This is a genomic window from Undibacterium sp. WLHG33 (genome assembly GCF_049544815.1).
Taxonomy (GTDB): Bacteria; Pseudomonadota; Gammaproteobacteria; order Burkholderiales; family Burkholderiaceae_D; genus Undibacterium.
Window position 1 is genome coordinate 2,404,655 of sequence record NZ_CP186697.1, and the last position, 14,415, is coordinate 2,419,069.

A 14,415-nucleotide genomic window follows, 5' to 3' on the forward strand; every position below is an offset into this window, starting at 1 on the left:
CGGTCAATTTTGCAGACAGATTCACATCTGCCAGCCAGAGAAGTACACTATATAGAACTCATCCCTATTGATGAAATGAGTTCTAAGAACTTCACCAACGGATTTATCAGGCTCATGACAACCCGCCGCCACATACTCAAAAGCAGTTTAGTTCTGACCACACTTGGTTTATTTCGCGAAACCGCCTTCGCAAACGGCAATGACAGCAATGCCGGGAAATCGACGCAATTAGCACCACCGCCGGATTTATTCGATTCACAGGCACTCGATCTGGATTTCTGGGTCAAGCCGCGTACTCTCGACCTGATACGGCCGCAATCCGGCGAACGCAGTAAATTACTGTACTGGAAAGACGGCGAGATGATTGACTCTGCTTATCAGGAATTGTGTCACTTATTGCGCGATGTGAATGGCAAAAAGTCGGCACCGATGGACCCGAAATTACTCGAAACCCTGTGGGCGACACAGGCATATATCGCGCGCTTCGGCATGACCAAGCCGCTGGAAATTTTGTCCGGCTACCGCACGCCGGAATCGAATAAGCGCCTGATAGAGCAGGGCGTGCCTGCAGCGCGTAAATCACTGCACATGGATGGCAAGGCGGCCGATATCCGCATTTCTCAGTTGCATGAAGAAGTGCTGGGCGGCCTGATCAGCAGCTTCCGTCAGGGTGGCGTCGGCTTTTATTATCGCGCAACGGCAAACGGCGGCTGGATACACACCGACACCGGTTTGCAGCGCAGCTGGAAAGGCTGATTAAAAAAATCCCGGTGCATTGACCGGGATTTTTTAATGTGCTGTTCGTCTTGCCGTTACCTCGCTATTACTTTGCCGCTGCTTTCGCTTTGGCTTCATCCAGCGCAATAAACACGCTGATTTTTGAAGGATCAATATAACGGCGGAATGCGGCATTGACCTGGTCCAGCGTCAGCGCCTGAAGTTTTTCGTCCAGCGCCTGCGCTTCAGACCAGTTCTGCTGGCGATACAGATAGTGAATCCAGTCGCCGGCAATACCGCTGTCGCTGGTACGGCTTTGCTGACGCTTTTGCAGTATGCCGGATTTTGCTTTAGCGAGTTCTTCCGCAGTGAAACCGTCTTTCAGTGCTTTGCTGAGTTCTTCCTGTATCGCCTTTTCCAGTTTTTCCATATTCTGCGGCGCTGCGGTGGCTCTGATGCCGAAACTGCCGACCGGGTCGATATTACCCGCACTCAGGCTGGAACCACCACCATACGATAGACCATCTTTCTGACGGATGCGCTCCATCAGACGGGAATTCAGACCTGCACCGCCGAAGATATAGTTGGCAACACTCAGCGCTGGATAATCTGCATCGTCTTCGCGCAACGCCAGCGTCATTTTGCTGCTGTAAACGGCATTTTCCTTGTCCGGTGTGTTGAATACCTTGCGTATCGCCGGTGGATCAATTCGTTTGCTGACCATGCGGGTATAAGGCGCTTTGCTGACCCAGCGATCAAACATCTGTGCGATCACGGCTTTGGTACTATCGGCATCGAAATCACCGACCACGGACAACTCGCCTTTGGAGGCACCGTAGAATTCTTTATAAAAGGCTTTTACATCGTCGAGTTTCACTGCCTTAAAATCAGCAATGAGTTCGTCTAGTGTTTTTGCCTCACGATAATCGCCTTTCGGATACGGATTGAAATACTGAGACATCTCACGCGAGAGTATGCTGCCAGGTTCTTTGCGCGAAGCTTCCAGATTCACAAGGGCGCGTTCTTTCATCTGTGCAAATTCATTGTCCGGGAAACTGGCCTCGCGCAGCACATGCGCTACCAGCGCCAGTGCTCCAGGCAAATTGGCTTTGGTGGTCTGGAATGAGAAGATACTGCCGCTCATTTTGAGTTTGGACATTTCATCCGAGAGTTGGGCGCGGCTGTATTTGCTGGTGCCTGTGCTTAACATGCTATTGGCGATACCGCTGATGACGGCTTTGCCGCGCAGGCTGGTTTCATCGCCCCAATGCAGGTTCAGCGCGACATTCACGGTTTCGCCGCGGGTTTTTTTCGGTAACAGGGCGATTTGCAGATTGCCCGCTTTGCCTACTTGTGTGCGCTGATTAATATTTGCCGGCGAAGAATCAAACGCCTCGCCGCTCAGCGTTGATGGTTTGGCTTTGAAGTCTCTCATGAATTCTGCTACGTCCGGTGCCGCCGGAATCTCGGCGCGTTGTGGCTTGTCTTCCGGAATGAACATGCCTATGGTGCGGTTGTCGCGCACCAGATAACGTTTTGCGGCTGCAGCGACACGCTCGGCACTCACTGCATCGATTGAATCACGTTCTTTGAACATATAGCGCCAGTCGCCCAGAGCGATCGCTTCGGACATACCGATACCGATGGCTTCGTGGTTGTTCAGGAATTTTTCATACGCATTGATCGAATTGCGTTTGATCCTGTCGATCTCTTCCCTGGTCGGCGGATTATTTTTAAATTCCTCGATGCCGGCCAGCAAAGCCTCTTTGGCAGCGTCGACGGATTCGCCTTTTTTGACGATCGCGCCTATGGTCAGCAAGCCGGGTGCCGCCATCCCTATACTGTCGGAAAATACCTGTACTACTTTGCCGGTTTCCACCAGTTGTTTATGCAAACGGCCATGCGGGGAGCTGGTCAGAATACTGCCCGCAAAACTGATATCGGTGCGGTCGCTGTGCAGACGGGCGGGGACTTTATAGCCGAGCATGACGATCTGAATATCACCGCTGCGGCGCACGACGAAACTGCGTTCACCATCCTGCGTCGGTTCGGTCGTCCAGAATTGCGGCAGTGTGCGGGTTGGCTTGGCGATTTTGCCGAACGCAGCACTGATCCATTGCAACACTTTATCGGTATCGAATTGACCGGCGACCAGCAGCACCGCATTATCCGGCTGGTAGTACATGCGATAAAACGCCTGCAGGTTTTCTATCTTGACGTTTTCGATATCGCTGCGATTGCCTATCGTCGAATTGCCATAATTGTGCCAGTCGAAAGCCACGCTTTGCATGCGTTTTTGCAAGACATTGAACGGTGAATTTTCGCCGCGTTCATATTCATTGCGCACCACGCTCATTTCGGTATCGAGATCTTTTTTCGCGATAAAGGAATTGACCATGCGGTCGGCTTCCATCGTCAGCGCCCATTTCAGATTGTCATCGTCGGCCTTGAACAATTCAAAATAATTGGTGCGGTCGAGCGAGGTCGTGCCGTTCGAGCGCATGCCGCGCTTGTTGAACTCGTCATCGATTTTCGGATTTGTCGGCGTGCCTTTGAATAACAGATGTTCGAGCAAATGCGCCATCCCGGTTTCGCCATAGTTTTCATGACGCGAGCCAACCAGATAAGTCATGTTAACGGTGACGGTGGGTTTGGTCGCATCCGGCATCAGCAATACCCGCAAGCCATTCGGCAGGCGATATTCGGTCAGACCTTCGACACTGGTGATCTGGCTCACACCTTTCGGCAGCGCATCGGCCAGCACGGCGGGCGTGGTGAACAGAACGGCACCGCCCAGAACCAGCGCGCGCAACACCGGCGTGAGTGAAAACGGAAATACAGCAGAACGAGATGACATAGTGATCCTGATAGCAGAAACAACAAAATAAGCGTGAAATATACGGGTTAAATACTGGGGGGGAGTATGTTTCACACGTCCTTTAAATATGAGGACAACAGAGCAATTTTTTTAGAAACAGGGGGGAGTATCTTAAAAAATGGCAATAATAGCCACTAATGGTCATAGTGGCAACGGTGCCGATAATAATGGCAAATCACGCGATGCATTTCAGCATGCATATTTTTTAGCCGATTTTTACGCCGACTGCACGCTGGCTATCAATGTCTGACTTCCGGTCCAGCTGGCACCTGCGGCCAGATGTAACGGTTGCAGAACGGTGGCGGCTTCCACGCATAACATGCGCTGTTCGCCACCGCTTTCCAGGTCACTGAGTCCGGCTGCAGCGTTGCCGGGATTCCATACCACCACGTCGGCGAAACCCTGTTTGCGTATCTGTACATGCTGATGTGGCTGCTGCAAACGGAGAAGGGCAGGGGCATTGGCATAAATGCGGTCGGTTTCGCCGTCGATGTGCAGATATCCGGCATGTTCGACGCAATCATCGGTATTGGTGAGGCTGTCGCGGTAACGGCATCCCTGCAAACCATGCAGGGATGCAGCGTGAATGTCAGTGACTGCCAGATAAGTGTGGAGTGCGCTGGTAAAGCTGAACGGCTGCCCGCCGGTATTGTGGATGGTCAGCGCGATTTCCATGATATTACCTAGTACGCTGACCCTTAACTCTGCACGGAAAGGATGCGGCCACAGCGCCAGCGTGGCTGTGTTGTCCTGCAAACCGAATACGGCAACTGCTGCTCCGTTATCGTGCTGAGACTGGCTTAATAATTGCCATTCAGCGGTACGCGCGAAACCGTGTTTGGGTAAAGGACCGGTACTGGCGAATTGCGGAAAAATCACCGGAACGCCGCCACGGATTGCCACGCCCGGCGCGTAGCCGGAGGTTTTGCTCAGAAACAGTTGCTCGGTACCATGCGCCGGTATCCATGAGCATACATGCGCGCCCTGTGTGCAAATCCGGCTGCTGGCGCCATCGCTGGCTGTCAGTGTATAAAACTCCATATCGCCCCATTCCGTCAGAAGAAAAGAATGGCTATTCTATGCGAAGCCAGCACTGCTGTTGGCAACTGGACCGAGCAATTTACGCGCGCAGTGCGGCCTTGATCATGTCCGCCGCTTTCTCGCCTATCATCATGGTAGGTGCATTGGTATTACCGCCCAGCAGGGTAGGCATGACCGACGCATCGACGATGCGCAGACCATCGACGCCGATCACCTTCAGCGCAGGATCGACCACCGCCATGCTGTCTGTACCCATTTTGCAGGTACCGACCGGGTGATACACGGTGTCAGCGGTCTGGCGGATGACGGCGCGGATCTCATCGTCGGTATGCACATTGGCGGTCTGGTAATCGCTGCTGCGGGCATTCGCCAGTGCCGGTGCATCCATCAGTTTGCGGGTCAGTTTAAAGCCTTTCAGCATGACTTCCATATCGTCCGGATGTTCGAGGAAGCGCGGGTTGATCAGTGGCGCGGCCATAGGATCGGGGTTCGCCAGCGTCACTTCGCCTATGCTTTTCGGGCGCAGCAGACAGACGTGGCAGGAGTAACCATGACCGAGATGTAATTTGCGCGCGTGGTCATCGAGCATCGCCATGACGAAATGCAACTGAATATCCGGCGCTGACAAAGACGGATCGGTTTTCAGAAAACCACCGCCTTCGGCGCCGTTCGAGGTCAGCATACCGCGCCGTTGCGAACGGTAACGCCCCAGTTCACGTAGCAGACGCAGACTGCCAGCGGCGGAAACGCCAAGCAGATCAAGGCTTTTCGCGCGATATTTGAACACGAAATCCGGATGATCCTGCAAATTCTGACCAACCCCGGGCAGGTCGTGCACCACAGGAATTCCCATGCTTTGCAGCGCATTCGCATTGCCGACGCCGGACAGCATCAGTAATTGCGGCGTTTGCAGCGCACCGCCTGCTAGCAAGACTTCATGCCGTGCGCGCAGGGTTTTTTTCTGACCGTTTTGCAGCATTTCGACGCCGACGGCGCGCTTGCCTTCAAACAGAATTCTGGTGACATAGCAGCCGGTTTCCACGCGCAGATTTGGTCGCTTGCCCATGTGCGGCCGCAGATACGCGCGCGACGCACTCCAGCGTTCGCCATTGTGCTGGGTCAGCTGATACAGGCCTATGCCTTCCTGCTCTGCACCATTGAAATCGGTATTGATACGAAAGCCCGCCTGCTTGCCGGCTTCGATCAGCAATTGCTGATACGGGTTATTGGTGCGCAGTTCGCTGACATGCAGCGGCCCGGCGTTACCGTGGTAGTCGTCATGATGGGTTTCATTGTTTTCTGAACGCTTAAAATACGGCAAAACCTCGTCATATGACCAGCCGGTGTTGCCCAGCGCAGCCCAGTGATCGTAATCCTGCCGGTGGCCACGGACATAGATCATGGCATTGATGCCTGACGAGCCGCCCAGCATTTTGCCGCGCGGCTGATAGCCACGGCGACCATTCAGGCCCGGTTGCGGCACGGTTTCAAATGCCCAGTTATTCAGTTTGCCCGGCAGCATCGCAACGACGCCGGCCGGTGTATTCACCACCAGGCTGTCGCCACCGCCACCGGCTTCCAGTACGGTTACGCTGAGATCCGGGTCTTCCGTCAGGCGTCCGGCCACGGCACAGCCGCCGGAGCCACCGCCGACAACAATATAGTCGCTGATATGATTCATCTGTCTCTCTCTTTGGATGAGGCTGCACGCAGGGGCATCGCCGGCGTCAGGCCTGTCGTTTTATTTTCAGGGTGAGTCTGTTTCATAATGCATGACATTTCACATGCTCACCTTGCTGATTTTGTTTTTCCGATGTACGGTATGGCGATATTAGTATGCGCTTTCGCGTAAAGTAAGGACATTTACTGCCACGTTGTCTTGCCATCACAAATGAATCCGTCTGTGTCATCCATATCTGCGCTCTTGTCGGTACAAGACGCGGTCTTTCCCGCTCATCCGTTCAGCGGAGTGCTGGCGATCGCCCGCGAGCAGGACTGGCGCTGGCAGGAGATGTTTCCGGCCTTTGCCGATCATCACGATAACCGTATCAGTTATGCCCAGGCACGCGAAGGCTTGCTGCAGGCGCGATACCGTGGCGGCGCTGATCTCGGGTTGCAATCCGGCGCGCGGAAAGCGCTGCCGCAACTGGGGCAGATGGCTGCCGGTATGCGCGCCCAGCCGACGCTCGCAGAGGCGTTGCAATTCGGTCTCGACTATCAGCTGATCGCCGGTTCCATGGTGCATCTGCAACTGCAAGCTGGGCCGCAGCAATCGGCATTGCTTGCCTCGCCCTTATTCGACGATGCGGAATTGCAGGATTTTCTGGAAGTCGATCATCTGGTCACAGCCATCAATGCGGCGCGCCAGTTGTGCGGCGGCAGTTTTCCTCTGGTTCGCGTCGAACTGCGTTCACCGCCCGGCGCAGGCCTGACGGCATATCAGCAGTTTTTTGCCTGTCCTGTAATTACCGGTGCCGATGTCAGCCGTATCGTTATCGACAATCAGGTATTGCAGATGGCTTTACCGGAACCGGATGCCGCACTGGTCGATGCATCACGCGATGCCTGTCAGGCTGAGTTATCTGCGCTGGGCGTGCTCGGGAGGCAGAGCCTGCTGTGCGCTTTGACTGCACTTCAGTGTGAATTACTCAGCGTCGCAGAAACGGCCTCTGCACTGGGAACCAGTGAACGTTCTCTGCACCGTTTGCTGGCACGGGAAGGAACTTCGTATTTTCAGATCACTGAACATATCCGTACCGGAAGGGCCAGGCAATTATTGCAAACCGGTCTGAGTCTGGAACGCATCGCGGAAGAACTCGGCTATTCCGACAGTCGCAGTTTCAGGCGCGCATTCCGGCGCTGGACGACACAGACACCGGCCGAATTCCGACGGAGTCTCGCCACAACCGGCCTGCGCTGAATCCCGCTCTTCAGCTTGCGGAAGGAGTTGGCGGCAGGTACGCCGGCAAGCTGAACCAGAACGTCGAACCTTCGCCGGGGCAACTCAGGAAAAAGATTTCACCCTGCATTTTTTCCACCAGAGCCTTGGTGATAGCCAGCCCCAGGCCTGTTCCGCCTTGCCGGCGCGTATTGGTGCCATCGGCTTGTGTGAACGGCGCAAACAGCTGGCTCTGGAAATTCAGCGGAATTCCCGGGCCGCGGTCACTGACGGCGATGTGATAGCGTTCCTGTTCCTGGTAAATTCGGACGGTGATGCTTTCACCTTCAGGTGAGAATTTGGCCGCGTTAGAGATCAGATTCGCCATCACCTGCATCAGCCTGTCGTGATCGCCAAGACTCCATGCCTGCATCACCTGCTGTTCCATAATCAGGCCGACACGCAGGGAGCTGGCGTAGGCTTCGTTCGCTTCCATCGCGTTGTGGAGCATCTCGATCAGATCGACAGGCTCAGAACGGATATTCATTTTGCCATTACTCAGTTTGTCGATGTCGAGAATATCGTTGACCAGATTGACCAGACGCTTACTGTTATTGTGCGCAATCCGTATCAGTTGCCGGGCTGATTCGGGCAGACTGCCGGCGACGCCGGATTCCAGCAAACCGAGTGAGCCGCGTATCGACGTCAGCGGCGTACGCAGTTCGTGACTGACCACCGAGACAAATTCGGTCTTGAGCTGATTGATCCGCTGCCGTTCACTGATGTCCATGACAAAAACGACCCACTCACGCGGCGAATTTTCCAGATAACCCAGACCCACCAGCACGGGTATGGCGGAACCATCGGCACGCCGCAGCATGACTTCAAACGGCGAGGTGGTACCGGTGCTGAGCATTTCGGTGTATGCCTGATGCACCAGATACTGATCCGGTTCTGATAACACGACCCGCCACAGAAACTGCTCTGCCAGCAGATGTTCACGTGTGTATCCGGACATCTGACAAAACATGCGGTTGACATCCGTCAGCCTGGGACCGTCACTGCCATACAAAATACCGATCAGGCTGGAATTCATGATGCGCTGCAAGCGGCTTTCGCTTTCGCGCAGCGCATCAAGGGTCTGGCGCTGTCCGGTAATGTCTTCGACCATCCAGACCGCACCCTGTTCATAGGATTCGGCCGGCAGTGCCCGTCCGGCAACCCGGGCCATGAAGGATTCGCCATTGGCGCGGCGCAGATACCATTCCAGCTCTACCAGTTCATCCGCAATCAGGCTGGGTATGACCGCTTCACTGAATGAACGGTAGTCGTCATCGTCATGGTACAGAAACGTGGTTCTGATTCCTATCATCGATTGCGCATCTGGGAAGCGGCATAATTCTGCGAGCGCATCATTGGCGCGGATGATGACGCCTTTGCTGACGAACATAATGCCCACCGGTGCATTGGCGATCAGGATTTCCAGTTCGCGCGCCAGTTCCTTATAGCGGGCATTATTCGATCGCAACAATTCCTGATTCAGACGTAATTGCTCTTCCGTGCGTTTGCGTTCCGTAATGTCGATATGGGTGCCGACAATACGAACAGCACGTTGATTTTCATCCCATTCAACGGCGGCCCCCAGCGACATAATCCAGCGCCATTCACCGGCACGGTTTTTCTGCCGGAACTCGGCGTGGTAATCGGTTTTTCCTTTGGACGCAAAATGAGTCCGATAGGCATTTCTGACAGCATCTACATCATCCGGATGGATACTGTGTTTCCAGAAGTAATCCCAGAATGCAAACGGATCGGCAAACTCGTCGATCGAGTGTTCGATCATGTTGCTGTATTCGGGGCTGAAGGTGGCGGCGCCGGTGTTCAAATTGATGTCGTACAAACCCTGATTTGACGCCTGCATCACGAGGCGTCGCTGTTGTTCGGCGGTGATTAAATTCTGTTCAGTTTTTTTACTCCGGGTCTGATCCATGAAACAGCCGTGCCACAGCAGACTGCCATCTTCCTGGCGTTCCGGGCTGGCCTCGCCCGCCATCCAGCGTTCCTCGCCATTCCTGAGAACGATGCGGAATTCATGCGTCCACAGACGCAGGTCTTTCGCAGCGGTACGCACGCTGAGCATGAATGCAGGCAGATCTGCCGGATGGACTTTGCTGAACAGAATATTGATGTCTGCGCACAGTTCCGCCGCAGTAAATTCAAACAAGCGTTCGACCGCATCGCTCGCGTAATTGAAACAAAAGCGTTCGTCTGAAAAACGCTGATACTGGAAAAAGACTGCTGGCAGAAAGCGCGAAAAATTATTCAGCAAGGTCTGACTGGCCTGCAGCGCTTTCAGCTCTGCTGCCGTGATCTCTGCAGCAAGCGGATTCGGTGGCGGTGGTGTGACAGACATCTGCTTGCTTAAAAATAGACAGAAAAAACGGACAGAAAAAAGGGGCGATCAACGTAAAACCGCTATTCTGCCCCTGACCGGCAACGCCGGCGATGCATGTCTCAGATGACAGCCGCAGTTGTGATTAAGGGTGCTGCGTCACGATCTGATTGAAGAAATCATACACGCCTTGTTCACTCATTTTGCGCGCATTTGATAATTCGCCACCTTTAGAGGCAAATAAGACACTGTTATCTGCTTTTAATACGACAGCAGCAGGAATACCTTTTTTAATCGGATTGCCGTAACTGTTTGCCAGCGTCAGGTTTTTATCAAACTGACCGACGTCCACTTTCACCACGATGAATTTACTGGCGATCAGCGCAGCGCTTTGTCCTTGCATAGAGCGGTCGAGCTCCAGACAATCCTTGCACCAGTTCGCACCGAAAATCACCAGCACTTTTTTGTTGCTGGCCTGTGCCTGTGTCAGTGCCCTGGCGACTGCGGCGGGCGCGTCGGCGGTTTCATCATATGGCCTGGCAACGTCAGCATGTGCAAGGTTGAACGCAAGACCAATAGCGCACGCGGAAATGAGTCTGGAGAGAAAGGAGAAAGTTTTTTTCATGCTGAAGCAGGAGGAAAGGAAAATTCTCAGATAGTGACGTAATTTTTGCGCTTTGTCATCGCTGATCTGGCGCAAAAAAGGTGTAATTAACTGTATGTTTATACAGTTTTGTGACAAAAAACGGATAAAATAGACATATTCAGAACAATGATACGCAGGCTCAAAATTTCATTCATTGAGATTTCAATCAATGTATCCCGTACAGGAAAATCAGATGTCCGGGTTACTGACGTCTTGTCCATCGCAGATGCAACCTTCTTCCTATTGTCATTATGACGCCGACTTCAACGCTGAATCCTGAGTTGATTCATACGCGCCGCATTGCGCATTTAGATATGGATGCATTTTATGCATCCGTAGAGCTGTTGCGTTATCCGGAACTGAAAGGGCATCCGGTTGTGATCGGCGGGCGTCAGGAGTATGCGCCTATCGTTGATGCAGATGGCAGTCGCCGGTTTTTTTACCTGAAAAATTATGCGGGCCGTGGTGTTGCGACCACCTCTACATATGAAGCGCGCGCACTTGGTGTTTTTTCTGCGATGGGTCTGATGAAAGCGGCGCAATTAGCCCCGGATGCGTTTTTATTGCCAGCGAATTTTGATGCTTATCGCCATTATTCGAGGTTGTTTAAAAATGCCGTTGCCAGTATCGCGCCTGAGATTGAAGACCGGGGTATCGATGAAATCTATATTGATTTGAGCAGCATTCCTGAAGAATCGGCGACGCTCGCTGCAAGAATTAAACAAGCGGTCGTCGCGGCAACGGGCTTGTCCTGCTCAATTTGTGTCGCACCGAACAAGTTACTGGCCAAGATCGGTTCCGAGTTAGACAAACCCAATGGTTTGACGATTTTAAATGAGGCCGATATCCCGCAACGGATATGGCCTTTACCTGTAAAGAAAATAAATGGCATCGGCCCAAAAGCGGCGGAACAGTTGCTGCGCCTGAATATCGTCACCATCGGGCAATTGGCTGATGCAGATCCAGAGTTGCTGCAGAATACCTTCGGGCGAAATTATGCGCTATGGTTGTATAACAGTGCGCGCGGTATCGACGAGCGGGAAATCACGACAAGTTCGGCCCCTAAAGTGATTAGTCGTGAGACGACTTTTGAGCGTGACTTGCATGCACATCGTGATCGCGAAACGCTGTCGGTCATCTTTACCGATCTCTGTAAGCGTGTGAGCAACGATCTCAGAAATAAAGGCTATGTCTGTCGCACGATAGGCATCAAGGTCCGGTATGCGGATTTCCGCGTTGCGACCCGGGACATCCGATTGCCAGCGACAACGGCAAGCGCAGAAGTGATCCGCCGGTATGCCGGTGAGTGTGTACGCCGCTTACCTTTGGATCAAAAACTGCGATTGCTCGGCGTGAAGGCCAGCAATTTATCTAAAGCTGGAGCAGATGAAGACAAAACAAAGCAATTGCAAATTGATTTGTTCAACTGATCATCGTCACCTATTCGGATGTATGCGCATCAGACGGCCTGACGAAAGCGCTGTATTGCGGCATTGACCACTCCTTCTGTACTGCCACTTTCATCATATTGATGACGAAGATAATGGGCGTCGTTGCCTTCATGCGTAATTTGTTCCAAATGCGAGAGAGCTTCCTGGCTGCCGAGCGTTGCAGCATAAGGTTCCATGCGTCGCAGACTGGTTAAAATGTCTTCGCGTAATGAACAACCGACATAAGTCTTAGGATGCACCACGGTTCCGTCGAGGCCGAAGCGGCATGCCTGGAAGCGGTTATAGTTGTAGACAAGGTAGTCGTCTTCTTCGGGCGCTGCTTCGCGTTTTTCTAACAAATAGGCGCATAGCATTTGCAGATAGGCGGCCAATGCTGCTGCCCGTTCCACTGTCAGCGGTGTATCGCAGACGCGGAGTTCTATCGTTCCGTATTCAGGTTTTGGCCGGATATCCCAATAAAAATCTTTCATGCTTTTGACGACACCGGTCTTTTCCATTTTCGCGAAATACTGATGTTCAAAATCGTCCCACTTCAATAGAAATGGTGCGCGGCCCGATAAGGGAAACGCAAACACCGAGTTCAGCCTGGCGGAGGTGAACAGGGTATCGCCGCCCTGAACGTAGGGCGATGACGCCGATAACGCGATGAAATGCGGAACATAGCGGCTCAGTGCATGCAACAGGAACAAAGCATTGTCGCCAGAAGTGCAACCGATATGAACGTGCTGCCCGAAAATCGTGAATTGTTTGGCCAGATAGCCATACAGTTGCGAAACCTCTTTAAAGCGTGGCTTGGAATAAATTTTCCGGTCGGTCCATTTTTGAAACGGATGCGTACCGCCACCGCAGATACCGATATTGAGCCGGTCTGCTGCCGTGACGAGTGTGTCGCGTATCTCTTGCAGTTGTTTTTCTATGCCGTTGTGATTGCGTTGAACATCGGTACAAATCTCTATCATGCTTTCCGTAATTTCGGGCGTGACGTTTCCCGGAAACGGCGCACGTTTCAGGAGATGCAATAAATCAGGGCTGGCGGGCGTTAAATCAAAACTCGATAAGCTGATTAATTGCAACTCGAGTTCCACACCGACCGACAAGGCTTCTGAATCGTTGAATATTTCTAATGGCATGTTATTTCTCCGAATGTTCAGGGGTTTCTTGCGCCCAGATCAGTGCGCGTTGTGTTAACAGCGGGCCGATAATTTCCAGCAGTAAGGTCATCGCGGCCAAAGCTGTCAATTCATCGACCAAAGCGATACCCAGATAGCGTGTTTGTTCCAGCATCAGAATGACAAAAACCGAAATGGGTGACAGCGCCAGACCCGTCAGTAGCCCTTTGCGACAGGTGATTCCGCTGACGCGGGCAAACGCCGTACTAATGACGGCTTTTGTCAGCAGACGGGCGCAAACCAGCAGAATACCCAGACCAGCACCAGCCCAGACGCGTGACCATTCCAGTGTTGATGCTGCATAAAAAAACAGCATGACTGTCAGCATATCTCCCAGTGCGCCGAAATTGCGCTGCGCCTGATTCAACGTCACGCGCCGGTGACGCGCCATTAAGCCAAAACTCAGCGTGGCCAGGATAGGTGAGAGTTTTGCGACATGGGTCAGTGCCACCAATGCGATGACGGCAAAGGCAAATGCGATCGTTGCGTCGCGTGCCAGACTGCCAAGCTCACGCAACACCAGCGGCAGTAAAATGCCAAACGCTGCGCCCAACAAAGCGGATAAAACTAATACCTGAAGGCTGCCGGTGATCGCTTGCAAGATACTGCCGGAACTCTGGAATATCCAGAAGGCCACAACTACCTTGAAAGTAAATACGGCGAGCACACAATTAATGGCGGTCAAATGCAATATCCTCTCTGTCACCTGACCCGCGCTGCGCTGTTCGTTGATGACGCGCAGAATCCCGGCGGGAGAGGTGGACATCGCCAGGGCAGCAAGCAATAGTGCGGTGAAGTTAGTGCTCCCGTACCATTGTGCGATGGCAAACACGACGATAAAGCTCAAGCCTGATTCGAGTAGGCCGGTGATGCCTATCCACGGATTGGTACGCATCCAGCGTAAATTAATCCGGTAGCCAAATTCAAACAGAATCAAGCCGAAGGCAACATTGGCCATCAGCAGCAGGGAGCTGTTATCCGGCAGCGTTAAGATGCCCCATTGCACATTCGCCAGAGCGAAACCGCACACACCGTAACTGCTGATGCGGGGTAAGCCAGTCCAGCGATACAGAAATTCCCCGGCCAGCCACGTCAGGGCAATTGCTAAAGGCCACATGAGTTCGGGGGGCATAAAATTGATGTCGGGCATGCTTCCGCCTTTCTTAGGTTTTATGTTGATCGCATCACATCGTTGAACAAATGTTCGGGTATGGATGCAGAGAAAGTTGCCGTGTTTCCAGCA

General features: G+C 53.0%; 10 protein-coding genes. 3 read left to right on the forward strand and 7 right to left on the reverse strand.

All coding sequences use genetic code 11. The features are described 5' to 3' along the window. Window positions 1-114 precede the first annotated feature (114 nt). Window positions 115-756 carry a YcbK family protein gene (locus ACOTSW_RS11065; protein ID WP_423679147.1) on the forward strand — a complete coding sequence of 214 codons (642 nt, stop codon included), beginning with the start codon at window positions 115-117 and terminating at the stop codon, window positions 754-756. Window positions 757-823: 67 nt separating this feature from the next. Here the strand turns inward: ACOTSW_RS11065 and ACOTSW_RS11070 are convergent, their stop codons facing one another. From ACOTSW_RS11070 to ACOTSW_RS11080, 3 genes are all read right to left on the reverse strand, one after another. Continuing rightward, window positions 824-3,574 carry a M16 family metallopeptidase gene (locus ACOTSW_RS11070; RefSeq protein ID WP_423679148.1) on the reverse strand — a complete coding sequence of 917 codons (2,751 nt, stop codon included), beginning with the start codon at window positions 3,572-3,574 and terminating at the stop codon, window positions 824-826. A 237-nt stretch (window positions 3,575-3,811) separates the two neighbouring features. Beyond that, the gene (locus tag ACOTSW_RS11075; protein ID WP_423679149.1) at window positions 3,812-4,636 is read right to left on the reverse strand and encodes a D-hexose-6-phosphate mutarotase; all 825 of its coding nucleotides are present in this window, start codon (window positions 4,634-4,636) and stop codon (window positions 3,812-3,814) included. Between the two features lie 79 nt (window positions 4,637-4,715). Further along, window positions 4,716-6,317, reverse strand: coding sequence for a GMC family oxidoreductase (locus tag ACOTSW_RS11080; RefSeq protein ID WP_423679150.1), 1,602 nt, complete (start codon window positions 6,315-6,317; stop codon window positions 4,716-4,718). Window positions 6,318-6,539: 222 nt separating this feature from the next. Between ACOTSW_RS11080 and ACOTSW_RS11085 the strand changes: the two genes are divergently transcribed. Next, entirely contained in the window at window positions 6,540-7,556 is a 1,017-nt protein-coding gene (locus ACOTSW_RS11085) for an AraC family transcriptional regulator ligand-binding domain-containing protein (protein WP_423679151.1), read from the forward strand. A gap of 10 nt (window positions 7,557-7,566) precedes the next feature. On the opposite strand, the gene ACOTSW_RS11090 is transcribed toward ACOTSW_RS11085, so the two are convergent. Together ACOTSW_RS11090 and ACOTSW_RS11095 are read right to left on the reverse strand one after the other, a co-directional pair. Then, window positions 7,567-9,927 carry a PAS domain-containing sensor histidine kinase gene (locus ACOTSW_RS11090; RefSeq protein ID WP_423679152.1) on the reverse strand — a complete coding sequence of 787 codons (2,361 nt, stop codon included), beginning with the start codon at window positions 9,925-9,927 and terminating at the stop codon, window positions 7,567-7,569. A 124-nt stretch (window positions 9,928-10,051) separates the two neighbouring features. After that, window positions 10,052-10,531, reverse strand: a complete 480-nt coding sequence (locus ACOTSW_RS11095; protein WP_423679153.1) for a thioredoxin family protein — start codon at window positions 10,529-10,531, stop codon at window positions 10,052-10,054. 272 nt (window positions 10,532-10,803) lie between these two features. Between ACOTSW_RS11095 and dinB the strand changes: the two genes are divergently transcribed. Continuing rightward, entirely contained in the window at window positions 10,804-11,982 is a 1,179-nt protein-coding gene (dinB, locus tag ACOTSW_RS11100; protein WP_423679154.1) for a DNA polymerase IV, read from the forward strand. Between the two features lie 29 nt (window positions 11,983-12,011). On the opposite strand, the gene ACOTSW_RS11105 is transcribed toward dinB, so the two are convergent. Both ACOTSW_RS11105 and ACOTSW_RS11110 read right to left on the reverse strand, forming a co-directional pair. After that, window positions 12,012-13,133 (reverse strand): YbdK family carboxylate-amine ligase, encoded by a 1,122-nt coding sequence (locus ACOTSW_RS11105; RefSeq protein ID WP_423679155.1) that lies wholly within the window; start codon window positions 13,131-13,133, stop codon window positions 12,012-12,014. Window position 13,134: 1 nt separating this feature from the next. Then, the gene (locus tag ACOTSW_RS11110; protein ID WP_423679156.1) at window positions 13,135-14,322 is read right to left on the reverse strand and encodes a cation:proton antiporter; all 1,188 of its coding nucleotides are present in this window, start codon (window positions 14,320-14,322) and stop codon (window positions 13,135-13,137) included. Window positions 14,323-14,415 lie beyond the last annotated feature (93 nt).

Bases quoted from the DNA above. Each gene is read 5' to 3' on its own strand.
- ACOTSW_RS11065 (WP_423679147.1), top strand. From the start codon at position 115: ATGACAACCCGCCGCCACATACTCAAAAGCAGTTTAGTTCTGACCACA.
- ACOTSW_RS11070 (WP_423679148.1), bottom strand. From the start codon at position 3,574: ATGTCATCTCGTTCTGCTGTATTTCCGTTTTCACTCACGCCGGTGTTG.
- ACOTSW_RS11075 (WP_423679149.1), bottom strand. From the start codon at position 4,636: ATGGAGTTTTATACACTGACAGCCAGCGATGGCGCCAGCAGCCGGATT.
- ACOTSW_RS11080 (WP_423679150.1), bottom strand. From the start codon at position 6,317: ATGAATCATATCAGCGACTATATTGTTGTCGGCGGTGGCTCCGGCGGC.
- ACOTSW_RS11090 (WP_423679152.1), bottom strand. From the start codon at position 9,927: ATGTCTGTCACACCACCGCCACCGAATCCGCTTGCTGCAGAGATCACG.
- ACOTSW_RS11095 (WP_423679153.1), bottom strand. From the start codon at position 10,531: ATGAAAAAAACTTTCTCCTTTCTCTCCAGACTCATTTCCGCGTGCGCT.
- dinB (WP_423679154.1), top strand. From the start codon at position 10,804: ATGACGCCGACTTCAACGCTGAATCCTGAGTTGATTCATACGCGCCGC.
- ACOTSW_RS11105 (WP_423679155.1), bottom strand. From the start codon at position 13,133: ATGCCATTAGAAATATTCAACGATTCAGAAGCCTTGTCGGTCGGTGTG.
- ACOTSW_RS11110 (WP_423679156.1), bottom strand. From the start codon at position 14,322: ATGCCCGACATCAATTTTATGCCCCCCGAACTCATGTGGCCTTTAGCA.